A 16,437-nucleotide genomic window follows, 5' to 3' on the forward strand; every position below is an offset into this window, starting at 1 on the left:
TGCCAATGAAGACGTTATTAATTTCTGGCAGGGATGAGTCGGGAAATAATGCTGGTTTTTAGTGATTGATGAGCAAAATAATAGTATCACTGCGTATTATTATCCTGATAAAAAACGCACCTGCCGGTATATTTATTATCCCGGCTAATGTTATATAAGCGTATTGTTCATTCCGCTCTGTCACCACAGACATCAGATTTCCCCCTCAAATTATTCCCCGTTAATCAAACTCAGCAGGTGTAACACCGTTTTGGCCGGATGATTACGCCGCCAGGCAAAGGCAATGTCGGTGAACAGCGTATTGTTTTCAATGTCACGAAATACCAGCTGTGGATTGTTGACGCAGCACAGCGAAGCCGGCACCAGCGCAACCCCGCAGCCTGCGCCCACCATGCCGAGCGAGGAGGTAATCTGCGGAGCCTGCTGAAAGCGTGTTGCATCAAAGCCGGCGCGCAGACAGGCACTGACGATTAATTCGTACAGGCTGGGCGCAACCTCGCGCGGGAAAATAATCAGTGATTCTTCGGCCAGCTGCGTTAGCGCAACACTTTGCTGCTGGCTGAGCGCATGGCTGGCTGGCAGCGCCACTTTCATCTCCTCCGTGGCGATCACTTTCAGGTTAAACGCCTTACTGCTCTCACACGGCAGACGAATGAACGCCGCATCCAGCAAACCCTCCCCTAAGTCCTGCATCAGTAGCGCCATGTTCTCTTCCCGGGTGATGAGCTCCATCGCCGGGTAGCGCGTTTTGAAGGCGCGAATCAGTTCAAACACCGGCGCGCCAAACGCCACCGAGCTGGCAAAACCCAGTGACATCTGGCCGCTCATGCCGCGCGCCACGCCGCGCGCCTTTTCCAGCGCCATATCGGCCAGCTGCACAATCGCTATCGCATCGGGCAGAAACGCGCGGCCCGCATCGGTCAGTTCCACGCCGCGCGTCAGGCGCTTCAGCAACGGCGTGCCGATCTCGTGCTCCAGCCGCTGGATTTGCTGGCTGAGCGGTGGCTGCGATATGCCCAGCAACTCGGCAGCGCGGGTAAAGTGCTGCGTTTCAGCAACGGCAACGAAATAACGCAGGTGGCGAAGTTCCATATCAAAAACGTCTCGAAGTTGGCAGTTTTCACTATTGGATTCTGTGAGCTATGTAGCCCACCATGATATTAACACGGCTTAACTATCTGATTGTGAGGCAGCAAATGTGTAACTTTGTATCTGATTGTTCATGCGAAGATCAGCTAAAAGCATCCGTCACTCAACTGGAACAGCAATCACCAGAAAAGGTTATCTATCAGACCTCCCTGATGAGTGCGCTGCTCAACGGCGTCTATGACGGTTCAACCACCGTCGCGCAGCTGTTGCAGAAGGGCGATTTTGGCCTCGGCACGTTCAATCAGCTGGATGGTGAACTGGTGGCATTTGACCGGCAGGTTTATCAGCTGCGCGCCGACGGCAGCGCCAGTCCGGCGCGGCCTGAGCAACAAACCCCGTTCGCCGTGATGACCTTCTTTAAACCGGAACATCAGCACCGCTTTGCGCATACCGCCACGCGCGATGACGTCCATCAGGTGATTGATCGCATCATCACCTCCGATAACCATTTCTGCGCGCTGCGCCTGAGCGGCCGCTTTGCCTCGGTACAGACGCGCACCGTGCCCTGCCAGTGCCGTCCGTATCGCTCTATGCCGGAAGTGCTGGGCAATCAGCCCACCTTTGATTTTCGCCAGCGCGACGGTGAGCTGATTGGATTCCGCACGCCGCAATATATGCAGGGTATTAACGTCGCCGGCTATCACGAGCACTTCATCACCGACGATCGTCAGGGCGGCGGGCATATCCTCGACTATGTGCTGGAGCAGGGCACGCTGACGTTTGGTGCCATCAGCAAGCTGGTGGTCGACCTGCCGCAGGATCGAGAGTTTTTACAGGCCGATCTCAATCCGCAGGATCTGGATGCCGCGATCCGTTCCGTCGAAAGTTAATCGCAGAGGTGATCATGAAACAGCTTAAAACCCAGACGCTGTGGAACAGTGGTGCAGACCTGGTTGTCGCTCAGCTGGAAGCGCAGGGCGTAAACCATATTTTTGGCATTCCCGGTGCCAAAATCGACAAGGTGTTTGATTCGCTGGTGGATTCCTCCATTCAGCTGATTCCGGTGCGCCACGAGGCCAACGCGGCGTTCATGGCCGCGGCGATTGGCCGTCTGACCGGCCACGCCGGCGTAGCGCTGGTGACGTCTGGCCCCGGCTGCTCGAACCTGGTGACCGGCATGGCCACTGCCACCAGCGAAGGCGATCCGGTGGTGGCGATCGGCGGGGCGGTTAAGCGCTCCGACAGTGCCAAACAGGTGCATCAAAGCATGGACACGGTGGCGATGTTTCGCCCGGTGACCAAATTTGCCGTCGAAGTCACTGATGCCTCGGCGCTCGCGGAGTGCGTATCGAACGCGTTTCGCCATGCCGAAAACGGGCGCGGCGGCGCATCATTCCTCAGTCTGCCGCAGGACATTGTTGACCAGCCGGTGTCAGGCAGCCTGTTACAGCGTTCAGCACACATCACGCTGGGCGCTGCGCCCGACGCGCTGGTGAATGCCGTAAGCCGCGAGATTACGCGGGCGAAAAATCCGGTGATTATGCTGGGCCTGATGGCCAGCCAGCCGGAGAACAGCGCGGCGATTCATGAACTGCTGAGCAAAAGCCGTATTCCGGTGACCAGCACCTATCAGGCGGCGGGCGCGGTGCGGCAGGAGCACTTCTCACGCTTTGCCGGCCGGGTTGGCCTGTTTAACAATCAGGCCGGTGACCGCCTGCTCCAGCAGGCGGATTTGATTATCACCATTGGTTACAGCCCGGTCGAGTATGAACCGGCCATGTGGAACAGCAGCAACGCCTTGCTGGTGCACATCGACGTGCTGCCCGCCGAGACCGATAACCACTATCAGCCCGACGCCGAACTGGTAGGTGATATCGCCGGTACGGTGCGCAAAATCGCCGCGCAAATCACGTCGCCGCTGCAGCTCAGCGACGCTGCCGCCACCATTCTGCAGGATCGTCAGCAACAGCGTCAGCTGCTGGCGATGCAGGGTGCCAGCCTCGATCAGTTCGCCCTGCATCCACTGCGTATCGTCCGGGCGATGCAGGACATCATTAACAGTGACGTCAGCCTGACGGTCGACATGGGCAGTTTTCATATCTGGATTGCCCGTTATCTTTACAGCTTCCGGGCACGGCAAATCATGATTTCCAACGGGCAGCAAACCATGGGCGTGGCGCTGCCGTGGGCGATTGGCGCCTGGCTGGTCGATCCGTCCCGTAAAGTGGTTTCAGTGTCGGGCGACGGCGGCTTTCTGCAATCCAGCATGGAGCTGGAAACCGCCGTCAGGTTAAAGGCCAATATTCTGCACATCATCTGGGTCGACAATGGCTATAACATGGTGGCGATTCAGGAAGAGAAGAAATACCAGCGCGTGTCCGGTGTGAACTTCGGGCCGGTGGATTTCAAAGCTTACGCGCAGGCGTTTGGTGCCGCTGGATTTTCGGTGAACAGCGCAGCTGAACTGGAACCCACGTTGCGGCGGGCGATGGAGGTGGAAGGACCGGCTGTGGTCGCCATCCCGGTAGATTACAGCGATAACCCGCTGTTGATGGGGCAGCTGCACCTCAGCCAGCTGCTTTGATCGGCTGTCACCTGAGCCAGTCCGGACCGGCCGTCAACGTCACGGCGGTCCGGAGTAATGCGCTATTTAGCGCCTGGCTGGCCGTATTGGGTTAAAAGCTCTGCCAGTCCGCGTCCATGCCGTGACCGGCGGCCACGGGTACAGCAGCCGGACGTTTCAGCGCGGAGACCGTTTTCGGGCGCTCAGCAGGTCGCGCGGACCCGGCCAGTGAAAACTGATTCACCAGGCCGGACAGGGTTTGCGCCTGATCCTGCAATGACGCCGATGCGGCAGAGGCCTCCTCTACCAGCGCCGCATTCTGCTGCGTCACATCATCCATCTGATTGATCGCCAGGTGCACCTGAGAGATGCCGGTGTTTTGCTCTTCCGCAGCCGCCGCAATTTCGCTGACTAAATCATTCACCTGGCGGAACGCGGTTTTCAGTCCGGCCATGTTCTCTTCCACCGCTTCGGCCTGTACCGCACCCGATTCCACCAGGCTGTAAGAGGTATCGATCAGCTGTTTGATCTCTCTGGCCGCCTGGGTCGAACGCTGTGAGAGGTTGCGCACTTCACCCGCGACGACCGCAAAGCCCTTACCGTGTTCACCGGCGCGTGCCGCTTCGACAGCAGCATTCAGTGCCAGGATATTGGTCTGGAAGGCAATGCCTTCGATCAGCGTGACAATTTCGGTGATTTTTTTCGAGCTTGAGCGAATCTCCGCCATGGTGCTGAGCATATTGCCCAGCGACACCGCGCTGGCGTCTGAAAGTTCTGTCGCGTTACCGGCCAGACGGTTGGCCTGCCGGGTATTATCCGCCGTCTGACGCACGGTTTCGCTCAGTTCCGCCATACTGGCCGCCGTCTGTTCCAGCGAGGCGGCCTGCTGCTCGGTTCGGGAAGAGAGATCTTCATTACCCGCGGCGATTTGTGCCGACGCCGAACTGACGGCGTGAGAAGCGGTACTGACCTGCGCCAGCGCGCTGCCAACCCGGTCAAGCAGCTGGTTAAAGGCGCGGGCCATGTTGCCGACTTCGTCTTTTTTGCTGTCATCGGCGGTGACGCTCAGGTCAAGGCTGCTGCCAACGTGATCCATCACCTGCCCAATTGCTTTCAGGCTCTGACGAATGCGCATCAGGGTTAACGCGGTGAGCGTACCCAGTAACAGCAGTGTCAGCGTGACCCCGGCACTCAATCCCCAGAATGTGCGGTGATAGATCTCCTGGTTCACCACGCGCAAGCCGTCACCCAGCGACAAATTAAGCGCCATCTGCTGGCGATAATCATTTTTTAACTGGCTGATGGCGCCGCCAATACCGCTTTCGGCTTCCAGCATGCCGAGCGTGACGTCATCCTGATGAGCATGTGAAGCAGCAAGAAACGCCGGCAACCGCGACTCCACCAGCCGCAGCGTCGCCAGGCCTTTAATGGTGATCTGCTTGTCTTCGTCGCTGGAGATATCATTGGCTAAATAATATTCTGCCAGCGTTTTAATATCGGCCAGGCGCTGGGCGATCTCTTTCTCGACCGGCGGCATGCGCGCATTGTCAGTCTGGCTTTGATGCTTATATAGCGACAGAGAGAGTTTATTGCTGCGATCGATCAGCTCGGATAAATCGCGAATAGAAGGAATTGCGTTAGCCTGTACGTATTCAAAACGGTCCTGAAAACCGCCCAGCAGTCGCACAGAAATAATACCCGTCACCACCAGTGAAGCTGAGAGCAAAATGAAAGCCAGGGTAAGTCTTTGAGTAATATTCATCATCTGTTTACCTGGAAAAAGTTTAAAAGGAAGAACACAACAACTCAGCGTTAATCGGCATCACATCACAAAAGGTTATTTCAAAAAATATGAATAAATTAACTTCTCAGGATCATTAATTTTGAAGTAATTAAAAAACTTTCAAAATGCGTGGCGTATTATTTGGTGCTGATTACCTGCGCCTTACGGTGTGCTATCCACTCACGATACTGGGCCGGCGTCATCGCCATCACCTGATGGAAGGCTTTACGGAAGGCGGTGTCTTCGCTGTAGCCGCACTGCATGGCGGTCTGACGCACGCTAACGTCGGTGCTGGCCAGAATGGTACAGGCCAGTTCAATGCGGATGCGGGTAATAAACTCTTTTGGCGTCTCCTGCGACAGGGCTTTCATTCTGCGCTGCAGGGTGCGCCCGGTAACGTTGAGTGCGGTTGCCAGCTGCGCGGCATTGATGGCGGGATTTTCCATGCGGATGATCTCCTGCGCCCGCACCAGAAACGGCGTGCTGCTTTTCCCCGTACCCGGCGAGCCGGGAAGGTGGGTGTGCAGCACAGGGTTATCGGCCAGCGACATCTCCCGGGTGAGATCCGCCACCGCCTTGCCGGCGCTTTTTTCAATGATATACAGGGCCAGCGATATCCACGAAAAACAGCCACCGCTGGTAATGACGCGATCGTCTTCCTCCAGCGTTTTGCCTTTCGCCAGTCGCGCCTGCGGATAGCGCGCCTGCAGCATATGGCTGACCCACCAGGTGGTGGTGTAGAAACGGTCATTCAGCAAACCCGCCTCGCCGAGGATCACGCCACCGGTGCCCGCAGCAGCCACCCAGACACCCTGCTGATAGAGTTTTTTAAACCAGCCAGCAGCCTGACGGATACTGTCGAGGTTGATCGGTTGCAGGTCGGGCCCCAGCAACATGCCGGGCGCAATCACCACATCAACCGCACCGGCCCCCTGAAATGAGCTGTCGATGTGAATCAGGCGGCCTTCCGTATCCCACACCGGATCCCCGTTGGCGCTGACAATCAGCGTTTCAAAAGCTTTATCGGGAAAGCGTGCGGCGTGCACGGGGGAAGAGGCAATCGCTTTATTGGTTATCCAGAAAAGGTCGGTCATTCCGGCAACGGCGGACAGTACGCTGCCTTCCAGGGCGAGTATGGCGATACGCATAAGGGGTTTCCTGTGTTCAGATTGTCGTGATTTGCGTGAAAAATGTGACATTTTCCGCCGCTGAAGCTTTGTGGCCTCAATAGCGGACTCTTAGTTTATCTGGCCCTGGCGGTTGTCATCGGAAAAGAAACCGGCAATACGCGGATATCAGACCAGCAGGGAAGCGGAAAGGGCGCGTGGATGAAGCGATGGGATCGGGCAAATGAGAGGTGTGTGACAGACAATAGGGCGTGTAGCCAGCGCCAACATCATCGTGGCGCTGGTGCTGACGTTAGCTGAATCTTTCCGGGCGGAAGGTCGCCAGCATCGGGTGTTTAACGCCGGTGAGTATCTCCTGCGTCAGTATCTCACCGAGGATCAATGCCAGCGTGGCGCCGGAATGGGTGAAGACAACAAAACAGCCGGGAATCTGCTGCAGCTCACCGACCACCGGTTCGCCATCGCCAGGAATCGGTTTGAGACCGATTTTCCAGCTGCTGGCTTTCAGCGGCGCGCCGTCAGCGATCAGGTTACCTGCTTCCGCCATCAGCTGGTTAATGACTGCGGTATCAATGCTGTACTGCCCGTCGGCCTGCGCGACGATGTGCTCTTCATACCAGTCATGATCGACGGCGATGGTGTTGCCGGGATTAGGCCGGACCGCCGCGCGCGGCGTATTCATTACCACCTGCAGCCGGTGATCGCCGGGCTGGCTGGTCACCAGCATAGAGACCGGAGAACCGTTGGGGATGTGCACGCCGAGCGGGGCAACCACTTCCGGCGTCCACGGGCCACACGCTACCAGTACGCGATCGGCCAGCAGCTCACCGCGCTTTTCGCTGCGAATGCCGCTGGCCCGGCCGTCTTTGGTGATCACGCTGGCTTTACCGGCGTGCTCAACGATCTCTCCGCCCAGCGCGCGCAATGCCTGAACCAGATGCTCAACCAGATGCGGTAGGCTGACCCAGCCTTCACCGGGGTTGGCAATCGCGACCTGACTCAGGCTGGCCGGATTCACCTGCGCATCGACATCACCGACCGTGGCGCGATTGATCAGCTTTGAGTCGTAGCCCTGCGCTTTTTCATAGTGATGACGCGCTTTGGTGCCCGCGTCATCGTCAGCGGCCCAGTAAATCGCGCCGTCGAAGCGCAGCCAGTCGAGCTGCGGATGGCGGGCAAACAGCGTGCGATAGCGGTCAATGCCCGCCATGCGCAGCGCATGGTAAGGCTGCGAACGCTCGCCCGCGGAGTTGAGCCAGGAGAGGGACCGGCCGGTGGCGCCGGAGCAGAGTGCCGCTTCCGTCACCAGCGTGACCTGCGCGCCCGCCTGCGCCAGCTGCCAGGCGGTTGAGACGCCGAGGATGCCGCCACCCAGCACGATGACGGTTTTTGCCACGGTTTTGTCAGACATCATTCATTCCTTCTGTTAAAAAAATGTTCGCCCTTCAGGCAATACGTACGCGATGCTGCCGATGGAGCTGCTCAATAAGCTGTAAAACGCCGAGCGCTTCACGCGCATCAACCGGCGGCGGCCCGCCATGTATCAGGGCGTTGGCTAACAGCTGATAGAAAGCGGGGTAGTGGCCACGTTCAATCGGCACCGTTGTGGTTGCCCCGACCGTGCCGGCCCGGGCAGAGTTTTCTGCCGGCGTCACGCCGTACTGGCTATCGCCGGGCGACATGCCAGCCGCCAGCTGCGGCTCCTGATTGTCCAGCCCCCAGTGGGTGAAAGCGCCTTTGCTGCCCAGCAGGTGAAAGCGCGGCGCATTCAGTGCCGCCTGGCCATTCATCCACAGCCGCGAGCGCACGCCGTTGTGGTGCAGCAATGAGACAAAACAGTCCTCGTCGCTGTCCGATTGCGGGCCGGAATGGCGCGCCAGCTCTGCCGTGGCATGGGCGACCGGGCCAAAGAGCTGGATGGCCTGGTCAATCAGATGGCTGCCGAGATCCAGCAGCAAACCACCGCCCTGCGCCAGCGTGACGCTGTCACGCCAGTTGCCGAATCCCTGTGGTCGCCACCACTCGAAACGCGACTCAAAACTCCTTACGGTGCCGAAGGCTTCCTTGTGCACCAGGCGCTGCAACGTCAGAAAGTCGCCGTCCCAGCGTCGGTTATGAAACACGGTGAGCAAGGTATTGGCCTGCTGCGCGGCAGCGATCATCATTTCTGCCGCCTGCACGTCTGGTGCGAACGGTTTATCCACCACCAGATGGATCGCGCGCTGGCTGGCCTGTACAGCCTGCTCCGCGTGTTGCGCCGTCGGCGTGGCCAGCACGATGAGATCGATGCCGATCTCGCCGCCATCAATGGCCTTGAGCAGCGCTGGCCAGTCCGGCAGCACGCGTGCATGGGGGTAACGTTGCTGCGCGGTCGCTACGCGTTGGGCATCGCCAGTGACGATAACGTCGAAACGATAGTCGGCGTTATGGGCAAGCAGCGGTGCATGAAACACGCTGCCGGCGACGCCAAACCCCACCAGCGCCGTGCGGATTGGGCCGCTAACCTGAAGATGTGTCATCACAGTACCTCCGACAGAAAACGCTGCAGGCGCGCGGATTGCGGACGGTCAAAGATTTGTTCCGGCGTGCCGGCTTCCACGATTTCGCCTTCATCCATAAACACCACCTGGTCGGCCACGCGCCGGGCGAAGCCCATCTCATGGGTCACGACTACCATGGTCATGCCGCGCTGGCACAAATCGGCCATTAACGTCAGAACGCCTTTCACCAGCTCAGGATCGAGTGCCGAGGTAGATTCATCGAACAGCATCACTTCCGGCTCCATCGCCAGCGCGCGCGCTATTGCCACCCGCTGCTGCTGCCCACCGGAGAGATCGCGCGGCCGGTGATCGGCTCGCTGAGCAAGTCCCACTTCAGCCAGCCGCTGACGGGCAATCTCCAGCGCTTCGGCTTTCGGACGGCCTTTTACTTTCCACGGTGCCAGCGCCACGTTTTCCAGCGCGCTGTGATCGGGAAACAGGTTGAAATGCTGAAACACCATGCCAATTCTCAGCCGCAGCGCATCGGGCTTGTCCTTGAGAACAGAGCGCCCGGCCAGTAAGACATCGCCGTTCTTCGGCTCATGCAGGCGATTGATGCCGCGCAGTAAGGTGGATTTTCCCGATCCCGAGGGACCGATAATGCAGGTTGTCGTGCCCGGTTCGATGCTTAGCGACACATTGCGCAGCACCTCAATCGGGCCGTACGCCAGGGTCAGATTGCGCAGCTCGAGACTGGCGCCGTGAAATGCAGATGGCATGGCCATATTAGTGTCCTCGCTCGCTGGTAAGTGAGACCGCCGGAACCACGTTGCGCTTTTGCTGCACTTCATCGAGCTCCTTCAGGCCGCTTTGTGGCGCGGTGGCGCGGCGACGTCCGGTACGGTAGCGGACGTCGATGTAGTTCACGGCGTGGGTGAGCGGCACGGTGATCACCAGATAGAACAGCCCGGCCAGCATCAGGGGTGACAGGTTGCCGCTTAGCACGGCGGCATCCTGGCCGACGCGGAACAGCTCACGCTGACCGGTCATCAGACCCAGCAGATAAACCAGCGACGAGTCTTTGATGATTGCGATGAACTGATTGACTATCGCAGGCAACACGCGGCGGATGCCCTGCGGAATGATCACCAGGCGCATCGCCCGGCCATAGCTCATTCCCAGCGCCCGGCAGGCTTCCATCTGCCCCTGTTCCACGCTCTGAATACCGGAGCGGAAAATCTCGCCCATGTAAGCGCTGGCAATCAGGCTCAGGGCAAAAATGCCGAGCGGATACGGCGTCGGACCAAATAGCTGATAGCTAAAACGCGCCAGGCCCTGACCAATCAACAGAATGGTGAGGATGGAAGGCAAGCCGCGAAACAGATCGGTATACAGCCGCGCGGGCACGCGCAGCCAGCGCGAGGGCGAGATGCCCATCAGCGCCAGTATCAGGCCGAATAACGTGCCCAGCACGGTGGCCGCCACGGAGATAATGATGGTGTTAACCAGTCCGGTTCCCAGCAGCTGTGGCAGGACGTCCATCATCGATGGAATATCAAAAAACGTACGGGAAAGAATAGTGATCAGATCCATAGCCGATTCTCGGTTGCGGGTGACGGACATGCGCCGTCACCGGATGCAGTCTCACGCATAACGATGCGCAGGGTTATTGGCCGCCGGGCAGATACTGTTGCGGCATTGGCGAACCCGGGAACCACTTCTGGTACAGCTGTTTCCAGGTCCCATCCTGCATCGCCGCTTTGATGGCTTTATCCAGCGCTGCTTTGAACTCGGGCTTGCCTTTGGCGATGGCGACACCCGCAGGCGCGTCAAATGAAGGGATGTTCGCCGCCGTGACCAGCTTAAAGCGGGTGGCATAATCTTTGGCGGCTTCGTAGTCGAGGAACATGGCATCGAGCGTGCCGTTATTCAGCGCGGACACCGCTGCGTTGTTATCGGGGAAACGCACCAGATCGGTCTGTTTGAAGTGCTGCAGCGCATAGTTCTCCTGCAGCGTGCCCTGAATCACCCCCAGCCGTTTATGCGCCAGGGTTTCAACGTTTTTCACCCCGGAATCGCTGCGGGTCAGCACCGTCAGATAGCCCGCAAGATAGCCGGTGGAGAAATCGACGGTTTTTTCGCGCAGCGGGGTGATGCCAATCGCGGCGACGCCGGCATCATACTGGCCATTTGCCACCGCCGGCAGAATGGCGGAGAAGTCCTGACCGATAAAATCCACCTGATCGATGCCCATGCGATGCGCCACATTTTTGAAGAATTCGACGTCAAAGCCGGTGAAGTTGCCGTTTTTATCGGTGAAGGTGTAGGGCTTCGCGTCGCCGAGGCTGGCAACGCGGAGATGACCGGGTTCGATCAAACCCCAGGGATTACTGTCGCTGGCGGCATGGGCGCTCCAGCTGGCGGAAACCAGCATTGCCGTGCCGAACAGGGCGGCGGTCAGGTGATTGAAACGTTTGTGCGATGTCATAAGGCTCTTCCGTCTGTGCAGGTGAAACTTCAGAGTTCGCCAAGCCGGTTTATTGTTATTGAGACCGGTCTCAACGCGGGGCAAAATGAAACCGGCTCTGGTTGTGAGACCGGTCTCATTCGGATATACTGATATTAAGCACACGCTATCAGCAGCGTCAATTATGTTGTTATCAACTTGTGATTCGAAATAATTATGACCAATGAAAATGCTCGTTCACGCGGTCCGACCGTCGCCGACGTCGCCCGCGCCGCCAATGTTTCCAAAGCTCAGGCGGCTCGCGCGCTGGGCGGGTATGGTTCCGTCAGTGAAGACGTGCAGACGCGGGTGAATCAGGCTGCTGAAGCGCTGGGATACCGACCGAACGAGCTGGCGCGCAGCATGAACACCGGCCGCTCCAATACCATCGGGGTGATTGTCGGCGACATCGAAAACCCGCACTTTGGCCTCGCGCTGCGCGGCATGGCCGACGTCGCGCGCCAGGCGGGCTTTCACCTGCTGCTGAGCAACAGCGATGAAACACTGGACGAGGAGCGGGAAGCCGTGCGCGTGATGCTGGATAAGCGCGTCGATGGCATCATCGTCGCGCCATGCAGCTCATTGTTTGAGGATAATGAACATCTGCGCCAGGTGCTGGCAGAAGGGCGTTCATTAATGATGTTCGACCGGGCAGTGCAGGGGATGGAAGTGGAGACCATCCAGGCGAACTTTGTCGCAGTGGCCAAACAGGCGACGGAGCTGTTACTGGCGGCCGGGCATCAGCGAATTGCTTATCTCTCCAGCATGCGCAGCGCTGCACCGTATTCGCCGGCAATCACGTTGGGCCCCACGCCGGTGGCGCAACGTGTTAGCGGAATGATTGATGCCTACCGGGCCGCAGGTAAGGAACTGGATCCAGCGCTGATTCGGCTTAATGCGCTCAGCGAAGCCATCATTGAGCAGATCCTGACTGAACTGCTGGCGCTCGCCGAACCACCCAGCGCGCTGATTGCCTCAGATAACCTGATTGCAATGGGCATCCTGCGCGGCCTGGCCAAACGCGGCCTGCGTGTACCCGAAGATATCTCTTTTGTGATGTACGACGATTTTCCCTGGACCGAGCTGATGTCACCGCCGCTGACCGTGGTCGCCCAGCCGGTGTATGAAATGGGTCGCGAAGCCGCGCGCCGGTTGATTTGCCATATCCGCCAGCAATCCGCCGGCGCTTTACCCGCGTTTGACAGCTGGATGGTGGTGCGCGGCTCGGTGGGGGAAAACCCGCCGGCCGGGTGATACCATGCGCCGCGGCGAGCTTGTGGAATTTCTCCCTGCTTTTTTTGGTCGCCATGAATGGCGTCCCTACAGAAAACCGCACGGTTTTGTTTCTTAAAACGCGCCAGAGAAAAAGTAAATTGTGTGATGCCTCGCAGGGTGCGCATTCATGCGCACCGCATAAACACTAAATTGTGCGATATCTCGTAGGGTGCGCATTCATGCGCACCTGGATAGCACTGCATAGGCGTAATCAAGGAGATACCCTCGTTTCATTAATTTGTCAGAGTGGGTAAGTTTTAAATCCAGCGCTATGATTAATGAGATAGTTGTAATAACCCCGGATGAATTTCAGCGCTTGCCAGTAATTATAAAATAACTCTCTTTTGATTTGAGTTAGCGCAGCACACCACATCAAATTAAATGCTATCAAAGAATCATTCTCGTTTTATTTCTCCATCAGGAACTTTCTGATTGTTTAAGTGATATTCTGCGCAAGCAGGCTTACAAAACATTTACAATCAATTTCACTTAAGTCTTCTATGATGGCAAATACAGGGAAGTTACTGGCGCTAAGCGTCAGCTTATTTACTGCTTCAGCGCTGGCCGCACCGTTGAATCCCGGCGACCGCGACTATATTCAGAACCAGCAGCAACAGCGACTGCAGCAAGACCAGCAGCAGCGAGACGCGCTGTGGAACGCTGCCGCGCCGCAGGCCACAGCATGCAGCGGGGTTATATTACCAGTCGGGCATTTTAACCGAACAGGATTTATCGACTAATGAGCTGGTTATTCCGGTGCTAGAAAGGAAACGCGACGAAATACGCCTCGATGGCCAGCACCAGCGATCGCTGGCCATGTCGTTTCCCGAACTCGACTGTTTTGCAGCGCGGGCTACATTTCACCTCTCGCAAAGCCGGATCTGGAGTATAGGAACGACGCGCACCGATTCAGGCTCGCGGTGCCGACAGGGTGAATTTGTGATATGCGCCCGGACACCGATCCTTTTACTTAAACATTATCGAGAAGCGCGATCTTAACTTATTGAATAAATTTAATTTTAACTGAAAAATAAGATTAACTTTACTTTTTTGATATATTATTCAGGTATGTAAGCATAAACTTTAACTTAGACAAAGAGGATTCCATGATGAATTTTTCGCTTGATAAAAAATTGAAATCATTTGGGTGCAGATTTGGTGCAATATTATTAGGAGTTAATTTAACGACATTTTCCATCTCTGCTTCGCCGTTAATGGCTATTGAGGTGGCTGAAACAGTATCAAATATAAATCACACCTTCGAAGGAATTAATAGAGTAAAAGCCATTTATAAACCAGCGGAAATTGTCGCTTTAATATCTTCACCGTCCAATGGATACTATAACAACCTTGAAGAAAGTTATATCAGTTACGAGAGCAAAGGGTCTGACTGGTTGAAGAGATTTTATATCGACATGAAAATCCCGGAAAATTTATTTATAAAAGAAATCCCACCTCTTGATGGTAAATCTAAAGATGTGAAATACTTTGCTTACATTATCACAAATTTAGATAAAAATTCTTGTAAAATGCTTCATAGTGAGATTAAATCACTTTTTGACTATGAATATATAAACCCGGGCAAGGAAGTCAATACATTAGAGAAAAGAAAGGGTAAATGTGAAGACAAAAAAGACAACGAAATTGTTGTAATGAAATAAGAAACTGCCTGGATTAAAACCTTCTGAAAATAACTAGCTATATCCAGCAAACAAATCGATAGCGCTACGTGAAATCTGACGAAAGCGCTGAGGGATAACCGGGATGTTTTCGCGTAGCGTTGTCATTGTGGATGAGCTAAAGAGATAGTTGAAGCACCGAGGGCGAAGCTAACCGGGTATTCAGTTGTAGGGTGCGCATTGATGCGCACCAGGATAACGCAGTGGTGTCCATCAAACGGACCGGTGGGATAAGTTTTCACATAGTGTCGCCGTGGTGGAATGCGTTGTGGGCCTTGTAAGAGGCGTGAAGGGCGAAACCTAACGACAGCGTGAGGGGGCAGCGGACAGTCTGTTGTAGGGTGCGCATTGATGCGCACCAGGATATCTCCGTGGTGTCCATCAAACGGACCGGTGGGATAAGTTTTCACATAGTATCGCCGTGGTGGAATGAGTTGTGGGCCTGCTAAGAGGCGTAAAGGGCGAAACTGAAGGATTGCGATACCTGACGGAATACCATATTTAACATAATCATGATTATGCGCACTTTGACCCGAAAGGTGAATCAGTAGTATCCACACACAGCTCCATTAGTCTGAGGCTGCCAGTTATGGCGCACTCACCATATTTAAACCCTCGCCGGCAATAACGGATAACACTTAGTCCAGTTGTAGTTAGTCTTCGCCAGCATCAGTTCTCCCGCCACCGCACCAAAATTTATGTCCTGACGCTCATAAAAGAATTGACGCAAAACTGCGGGTAAAAACTCAGCGCTGTAGCGCAGTAACGTGCTGTGCCAGAAGGGTGCCGGCAACAGGCTGTTGCCATGCCGCATCAGCAATTCTTTTTTCCAGTCTGAATCCAGAACCTTGTCGCAGAATGACTGACGCATGGCAATCGCAGGCGTATCAGGTATGCCCGCAAGCAATAACTGACTGGGCAACGCCACTAAGCGCAGATTCCGGATAACGATTTTTTTTGCAGCAAATTCCTGCCAGATCGTGGTCAATTGCGCCGCTTTCGCTGGTAAAGGCTCGTTGACGTTATACAGCGGTAAAGTCAGAGGCAAAAAAGTAAAATGAAGGCCTTGCGCTGGCAGCGTATCGGCAAGCGGATCTGCCAGTGTGAGTCGTTGCAATTCATCAATCAGACGTAACACCGGTAAGGGAACTGACGGCTTTATCCCTGCGACAAGCGCCAGTTTTACCGGATCGTAGTAGTTCTCTTCACGGATGTTTCCGATGCCTGCATTTTTCGCCCACAACGCGATGGTGTTTTCGTTTGCAGAACGATATCTGTTTTGCAGGCTTAGTGGTTGCATGTCAGACCTTACAGCATTTGGGTGAATACCGGTGAAGATGATGAATAGTATCGCTATCAGATATAACAGGCTATCAATTGATTCAGACCGTAGAGGTCATTTTTTGCTGCGGGCACTGAGAAAACCTGTCAGCTCTGCCCCGCTCCATACCCCTCCATCTGACATTTACAAAAAAGCGTAGCGGCTCGATCTAGTAAATTCATTTATGAATGCTAAGCTCATTTTTGTCTGTCTCTATGCGTTATCCGCTACTTACCCTTTAAGGTGGGATACACATGCAACTCTCTGAAACAAAATCAGATTCTCTTTAGACACAGCTACATTCCCTACTGGACTGCGCGCTGGCTTATTGTGAAAGAGGCGATTACTTTTCTGCTTTTCAACTCAGCGGAGAAAAACTCACTCGGCTCTGCGACAGGATAAACATTAGCTCTTCAGATGATTACTGGCTGTCGGCCCGTCAACATCCCTTCTTTATGCTCTGCCAGCAGGATCCTTACACCTCCCGAGCGTTTAGCAAACCACGCGGCTATGCGGGCGATGCTGTCATGCTGGATTATATTTATTCGGGTGCTGTACCACCGGAGACAACACTGCATGGTCGTGGCATCTTTGCCTGCACAACAGCGAGTTCG

General features: G+C 55.7%; 14 protein-coding genes. 5 read left to right on the plus strand and 9 right to left on the minus strand.

Annotated elements, in window-relative coordinates:
* Positions 1–210: 210 nt before the first annotated feature.
* On the minus strand, positions 211–1,092 hold the full coding sequence (locus tag C1N60_RS23155) for a LysR family transcriptional regulator (protein WP_262264960.1): 882 nt from the start codon (positions 1,090–1,092) through the stop codon (positions 211–213).
* 104 nt (positions 1,093–1,196) lie between these two features.
* On the opposite strand from C1N60_RS23155, the gene budA reads away from it, so the two are divergent.
* Entirely contained in the window at positions 1,197–1,979 is a 783-nt protein-coding gene (gene budA / locus C1N60_RS23160) for an acetolactate decarboxylase (RefSeq protein ID WP_238562326.1), read from the plus strand.
* A gap of 14 nt (positions 1,980–1,993) precedes the next feature.
* On the plus strand, positions 1,994–3,673 hold the full coding sequence (gene alsS, locus C1N60_RS23165; protein WP_262264959.1) for an acetolactate synthase AlsS: 1,680 nt from the start codon (positions 1,994–1,996) through the stop codon (positions 3,671–3,673).
* Between the two features lie 91 nt (positions 3,674–3,764).
* Here alsS and C1N60_RS23170 read toward each other — a convergent pair whose 3' ends face one another.
* From C1N60_RS23170 to C1N60_RS23200, 7 genes are all read right to left on the minus strand, one after another.
* Entirely contained in the window at positions 3,765–5,414 is a 1,650-nt protein-coding gene (locus C1N60_RS23170; RefSeq protein ID WP_390958383.1) for a methyl-accepting chemotaxis protein, read from the minus strand.
* Positions 5,415–5,572: 158 nt separating this feature from the next.
* A complete protein-coding gene (locus tag C1N60_RS23175) occupies positions 5,573–6,583 on the minus strand; it encodes a GlxA family transcriptional regulator (RefSeq protein ID WP_262264957.1) in 1,011 nt (336 codons plus the stop codon).
* A gap of 271 nt (positions 6,584–6,854) precedes the next feature.
* On the minus strand, positions 6,855–7,973 hold the full coding sequence (locus C1N60_RS23180) for an NAD(P)/FAD-dependent oxidoreductase (protein WP_394522010.1): 1,119 nt from the start codon (positions 7,971–7,973) through the stop codon (positions 6,855–6,857).
* A gap of 34 nt (positions 7,974–8,007) precedes the next feature.
* A complete protein-coding gene (locus tag C1N60_RS23185; RefSeq protein WP_394522011.1) occupies positions 8,008–9,081 on the minus strand; it encodes a Gfo/Idh/MocA family protein in 1,074 nt (357 codons plus the stop codon).
* Complete coding sequence (locus tag C1N60_RS23190; RefSeq protein ID WP_394521881.1) at positions 9,081–9,827, minus strand: amino acid ABC transporter ATP-binding protein; 747 nt, start codon at positions 9,825–9,827, stop codon at positions 9,081–9,083. Before C1N60_RS23190 ends, C1N60_RS23185 begins: the two co-directional genes overlap by 1 nt.
* Position 9,828: 1 nt before the next feature.
* A complete protein-coding gene (locus tag C1N60_RS23195; RefSeq protein WP_348879641.1) occupies positions 9,829–10,635 on the minus strand; it encodes an amino acid ABC transporter permease in 807 nt (268 codons plus the stop codon).
* Between the two features lie 73 nt (positions 10,636–10,708).
* A complete protein-coding gene (locus tag C1N60_RS23200; RefSeq protein ID WP_058759175.1) occupies positions 10,709–11,530 on the minus strand; it encodes an ABC transporter substrate-binding protein in 822 nt (273 codons plus the stop codon).
* 195 nt (positions 11,531–11,725) lie between these two features.
* Between C1N60_RS23200 and C1N60_RS23205 the strand changes: the two genes are divergently transcribed.
* The 3 genes from C1N60_RS23205 to C1N60_RS23215 all read left to right on the plus strand — a co-directional run bounded on the left by C1N60_RS23205 (position 11,726) and on the right by C1N60_RS23215 (position 14,484).
* Positions 11,726–12,802 (plus strand): LacI family DNA-binding transcriptional regulator, encoded by a 1,077-nt coding sequence (locus tag C1N60_RS23205; RefSeq protein ID WP_127834887.1) that lies wholly within the window; start codon positions 11,726–11,728, stop codon positions 12,800–12,802.
* 521 nt (positions 12,803–13,323) lie between these two features.
* Positions 13,324–13,563, plus strand: a complete 240-nt coding sequence (locus tag C1N60_RS23210; protein ID WP_058781467.1) for a hypothetical protein — start codon at positions 13,324–13,326, stop codon at positions 13,561–13,563.
* Positions 13,564–13,929: 366 nt separating this feature from the next.
* Positions 13,930–14,484 carry a hypothetical protein gene (locus C1N60_RS23215; protein ID WP_136546502.1) on the plus strand — a complete coding sequence of 185 codons (555 nt, stop codon included), beginning with the start codon at positions 13,930–13,932 and terminating at the stop codon, positions 14,482–14,484.
* Between the two features lie 625 nt (positions 14,485–15,109).
* Here C1N60_RS23215 and C1N60_RS23220 read toward each other — a convergent pair.
* Entirely contained in the window at positions 15,110–15,802 is a 693-nt protein-coding gene (locus C1N60_RS23220) for a hypothetical protein (RefSeq protein WP_394521882.1), read from the minus strand.
* Between the last annotated feature and the right edge of the window lie 635 nt (positions 15,803–16,437).

The organism is Pantoea sp. SGAir0184, from assembly GCF_043544755.1.

What these genes read in the sequence shown, in the direction of transcription:
- alsS (WP_262264959.1), top strand. Translation starts at nt 1,994, where the DNA reads ATGAAACAGCTTAAAACCCAGACGCTGTGGAACAGTGGTGCAGACCTG.
- C1N60_RS23210 (WP_058781467.1), top strand. Translation starts at nt 13,324, where the DNA reads ATGATGGCAAATACAGGGAAGTTACTGGCGCTAAGCGTCAGCTTATTT.
- C1N60_RS23195 (WP_348879641.1), bottom strand. Translation starts at nt 10,635, where the DNA reads ATGGATCTGATCACTATTCTTTCCCGTACGTTTTTTGATATTCCATCG.
- C1N60_RS23170 (WP_390958383.1), bottom strand. Translation starts at nt 5,414, where the DNA reads ATGAATATTACTCAAAGACTTACCCTGGCTTTCATTTTGCTCTCAGCT.
- C1N60_RS23185 (WP_394522011.1), bottom strand. Translation starts at nt 9,081, where the DNA reads ATGACACATCTTCAGGTTAGCGGCCCAATCCGCACGGCGCTGGTGGGG.
- C1N60_RS23175 (WP_262264957.1), bottom strand. Translation starts at nt 6,583, where the DNA reads ATGCGTATCGCCATACTCGCCCTGGAAGGCAGCGTACTGTCCGCCGTT.
- C1N60_RS23190 (WP_394521881.1), bottom strand. Translation starts at nt 9,827, where the DNA reads ATGGCCATGCCATCTGCATTTCACGGCGCCAGTCTCGAGCTGCGCAAT.
- C1N60_RS23205 (WP_127834887.1), top strand. Translation starts at nt 11,726, where the DNA reads ATGACCAATGAAAATGCTCGTTCACGCGGTCCGACCGTCGCCGACGTC.
- C1N60_RS23215 (WP_136546502.1), top strand. Translation starts at nt 13,930, where the DNA reads ATGATGAATTTTTCGCTTGATAAAAAATTGAAATCATTTGGGTGCAGA.
- C1N60_RS23220 (WP_394521882.1), bottom strand. Translation starts at nt 15,802, where the DNA reads ATGCAACCACTAAGCCTGCAAAACAGATATCGTTCTGCAAACGAAAAC.
- C1N60_RS23180 (WP_394522010.1), bottom strand. Translation starts at nt 7,973, where the DNA reads ATGTCTGACAAAACCGTGGCAAAAACCGTCATCGTGCTGGGTGGCGGC.
- C1N60_RS23155 (WP_262264960.1), bottom strand. Translation starts at nt 1,092, where the DNA reads ATGGAACTTCGCCACCTGCGTTATTTCGTTGCCGTTGCTGAAACGCAG.
- C1N60_RS23200 (WP_058759175.1), bottom strand. Translation starts at nt 11,530, where the DNA reads ATGACATCGCACAAACGTTTCAATCACCTGACCGCCGCCCTGTTCGGC.
- budA (WP_238562326.1), top strand. Translation starts at nt 1,197, where the DNA reads ATGTGTAACTTTGTATCTGATTGTTCATGCGAAGATCAGCTAAAAGCA.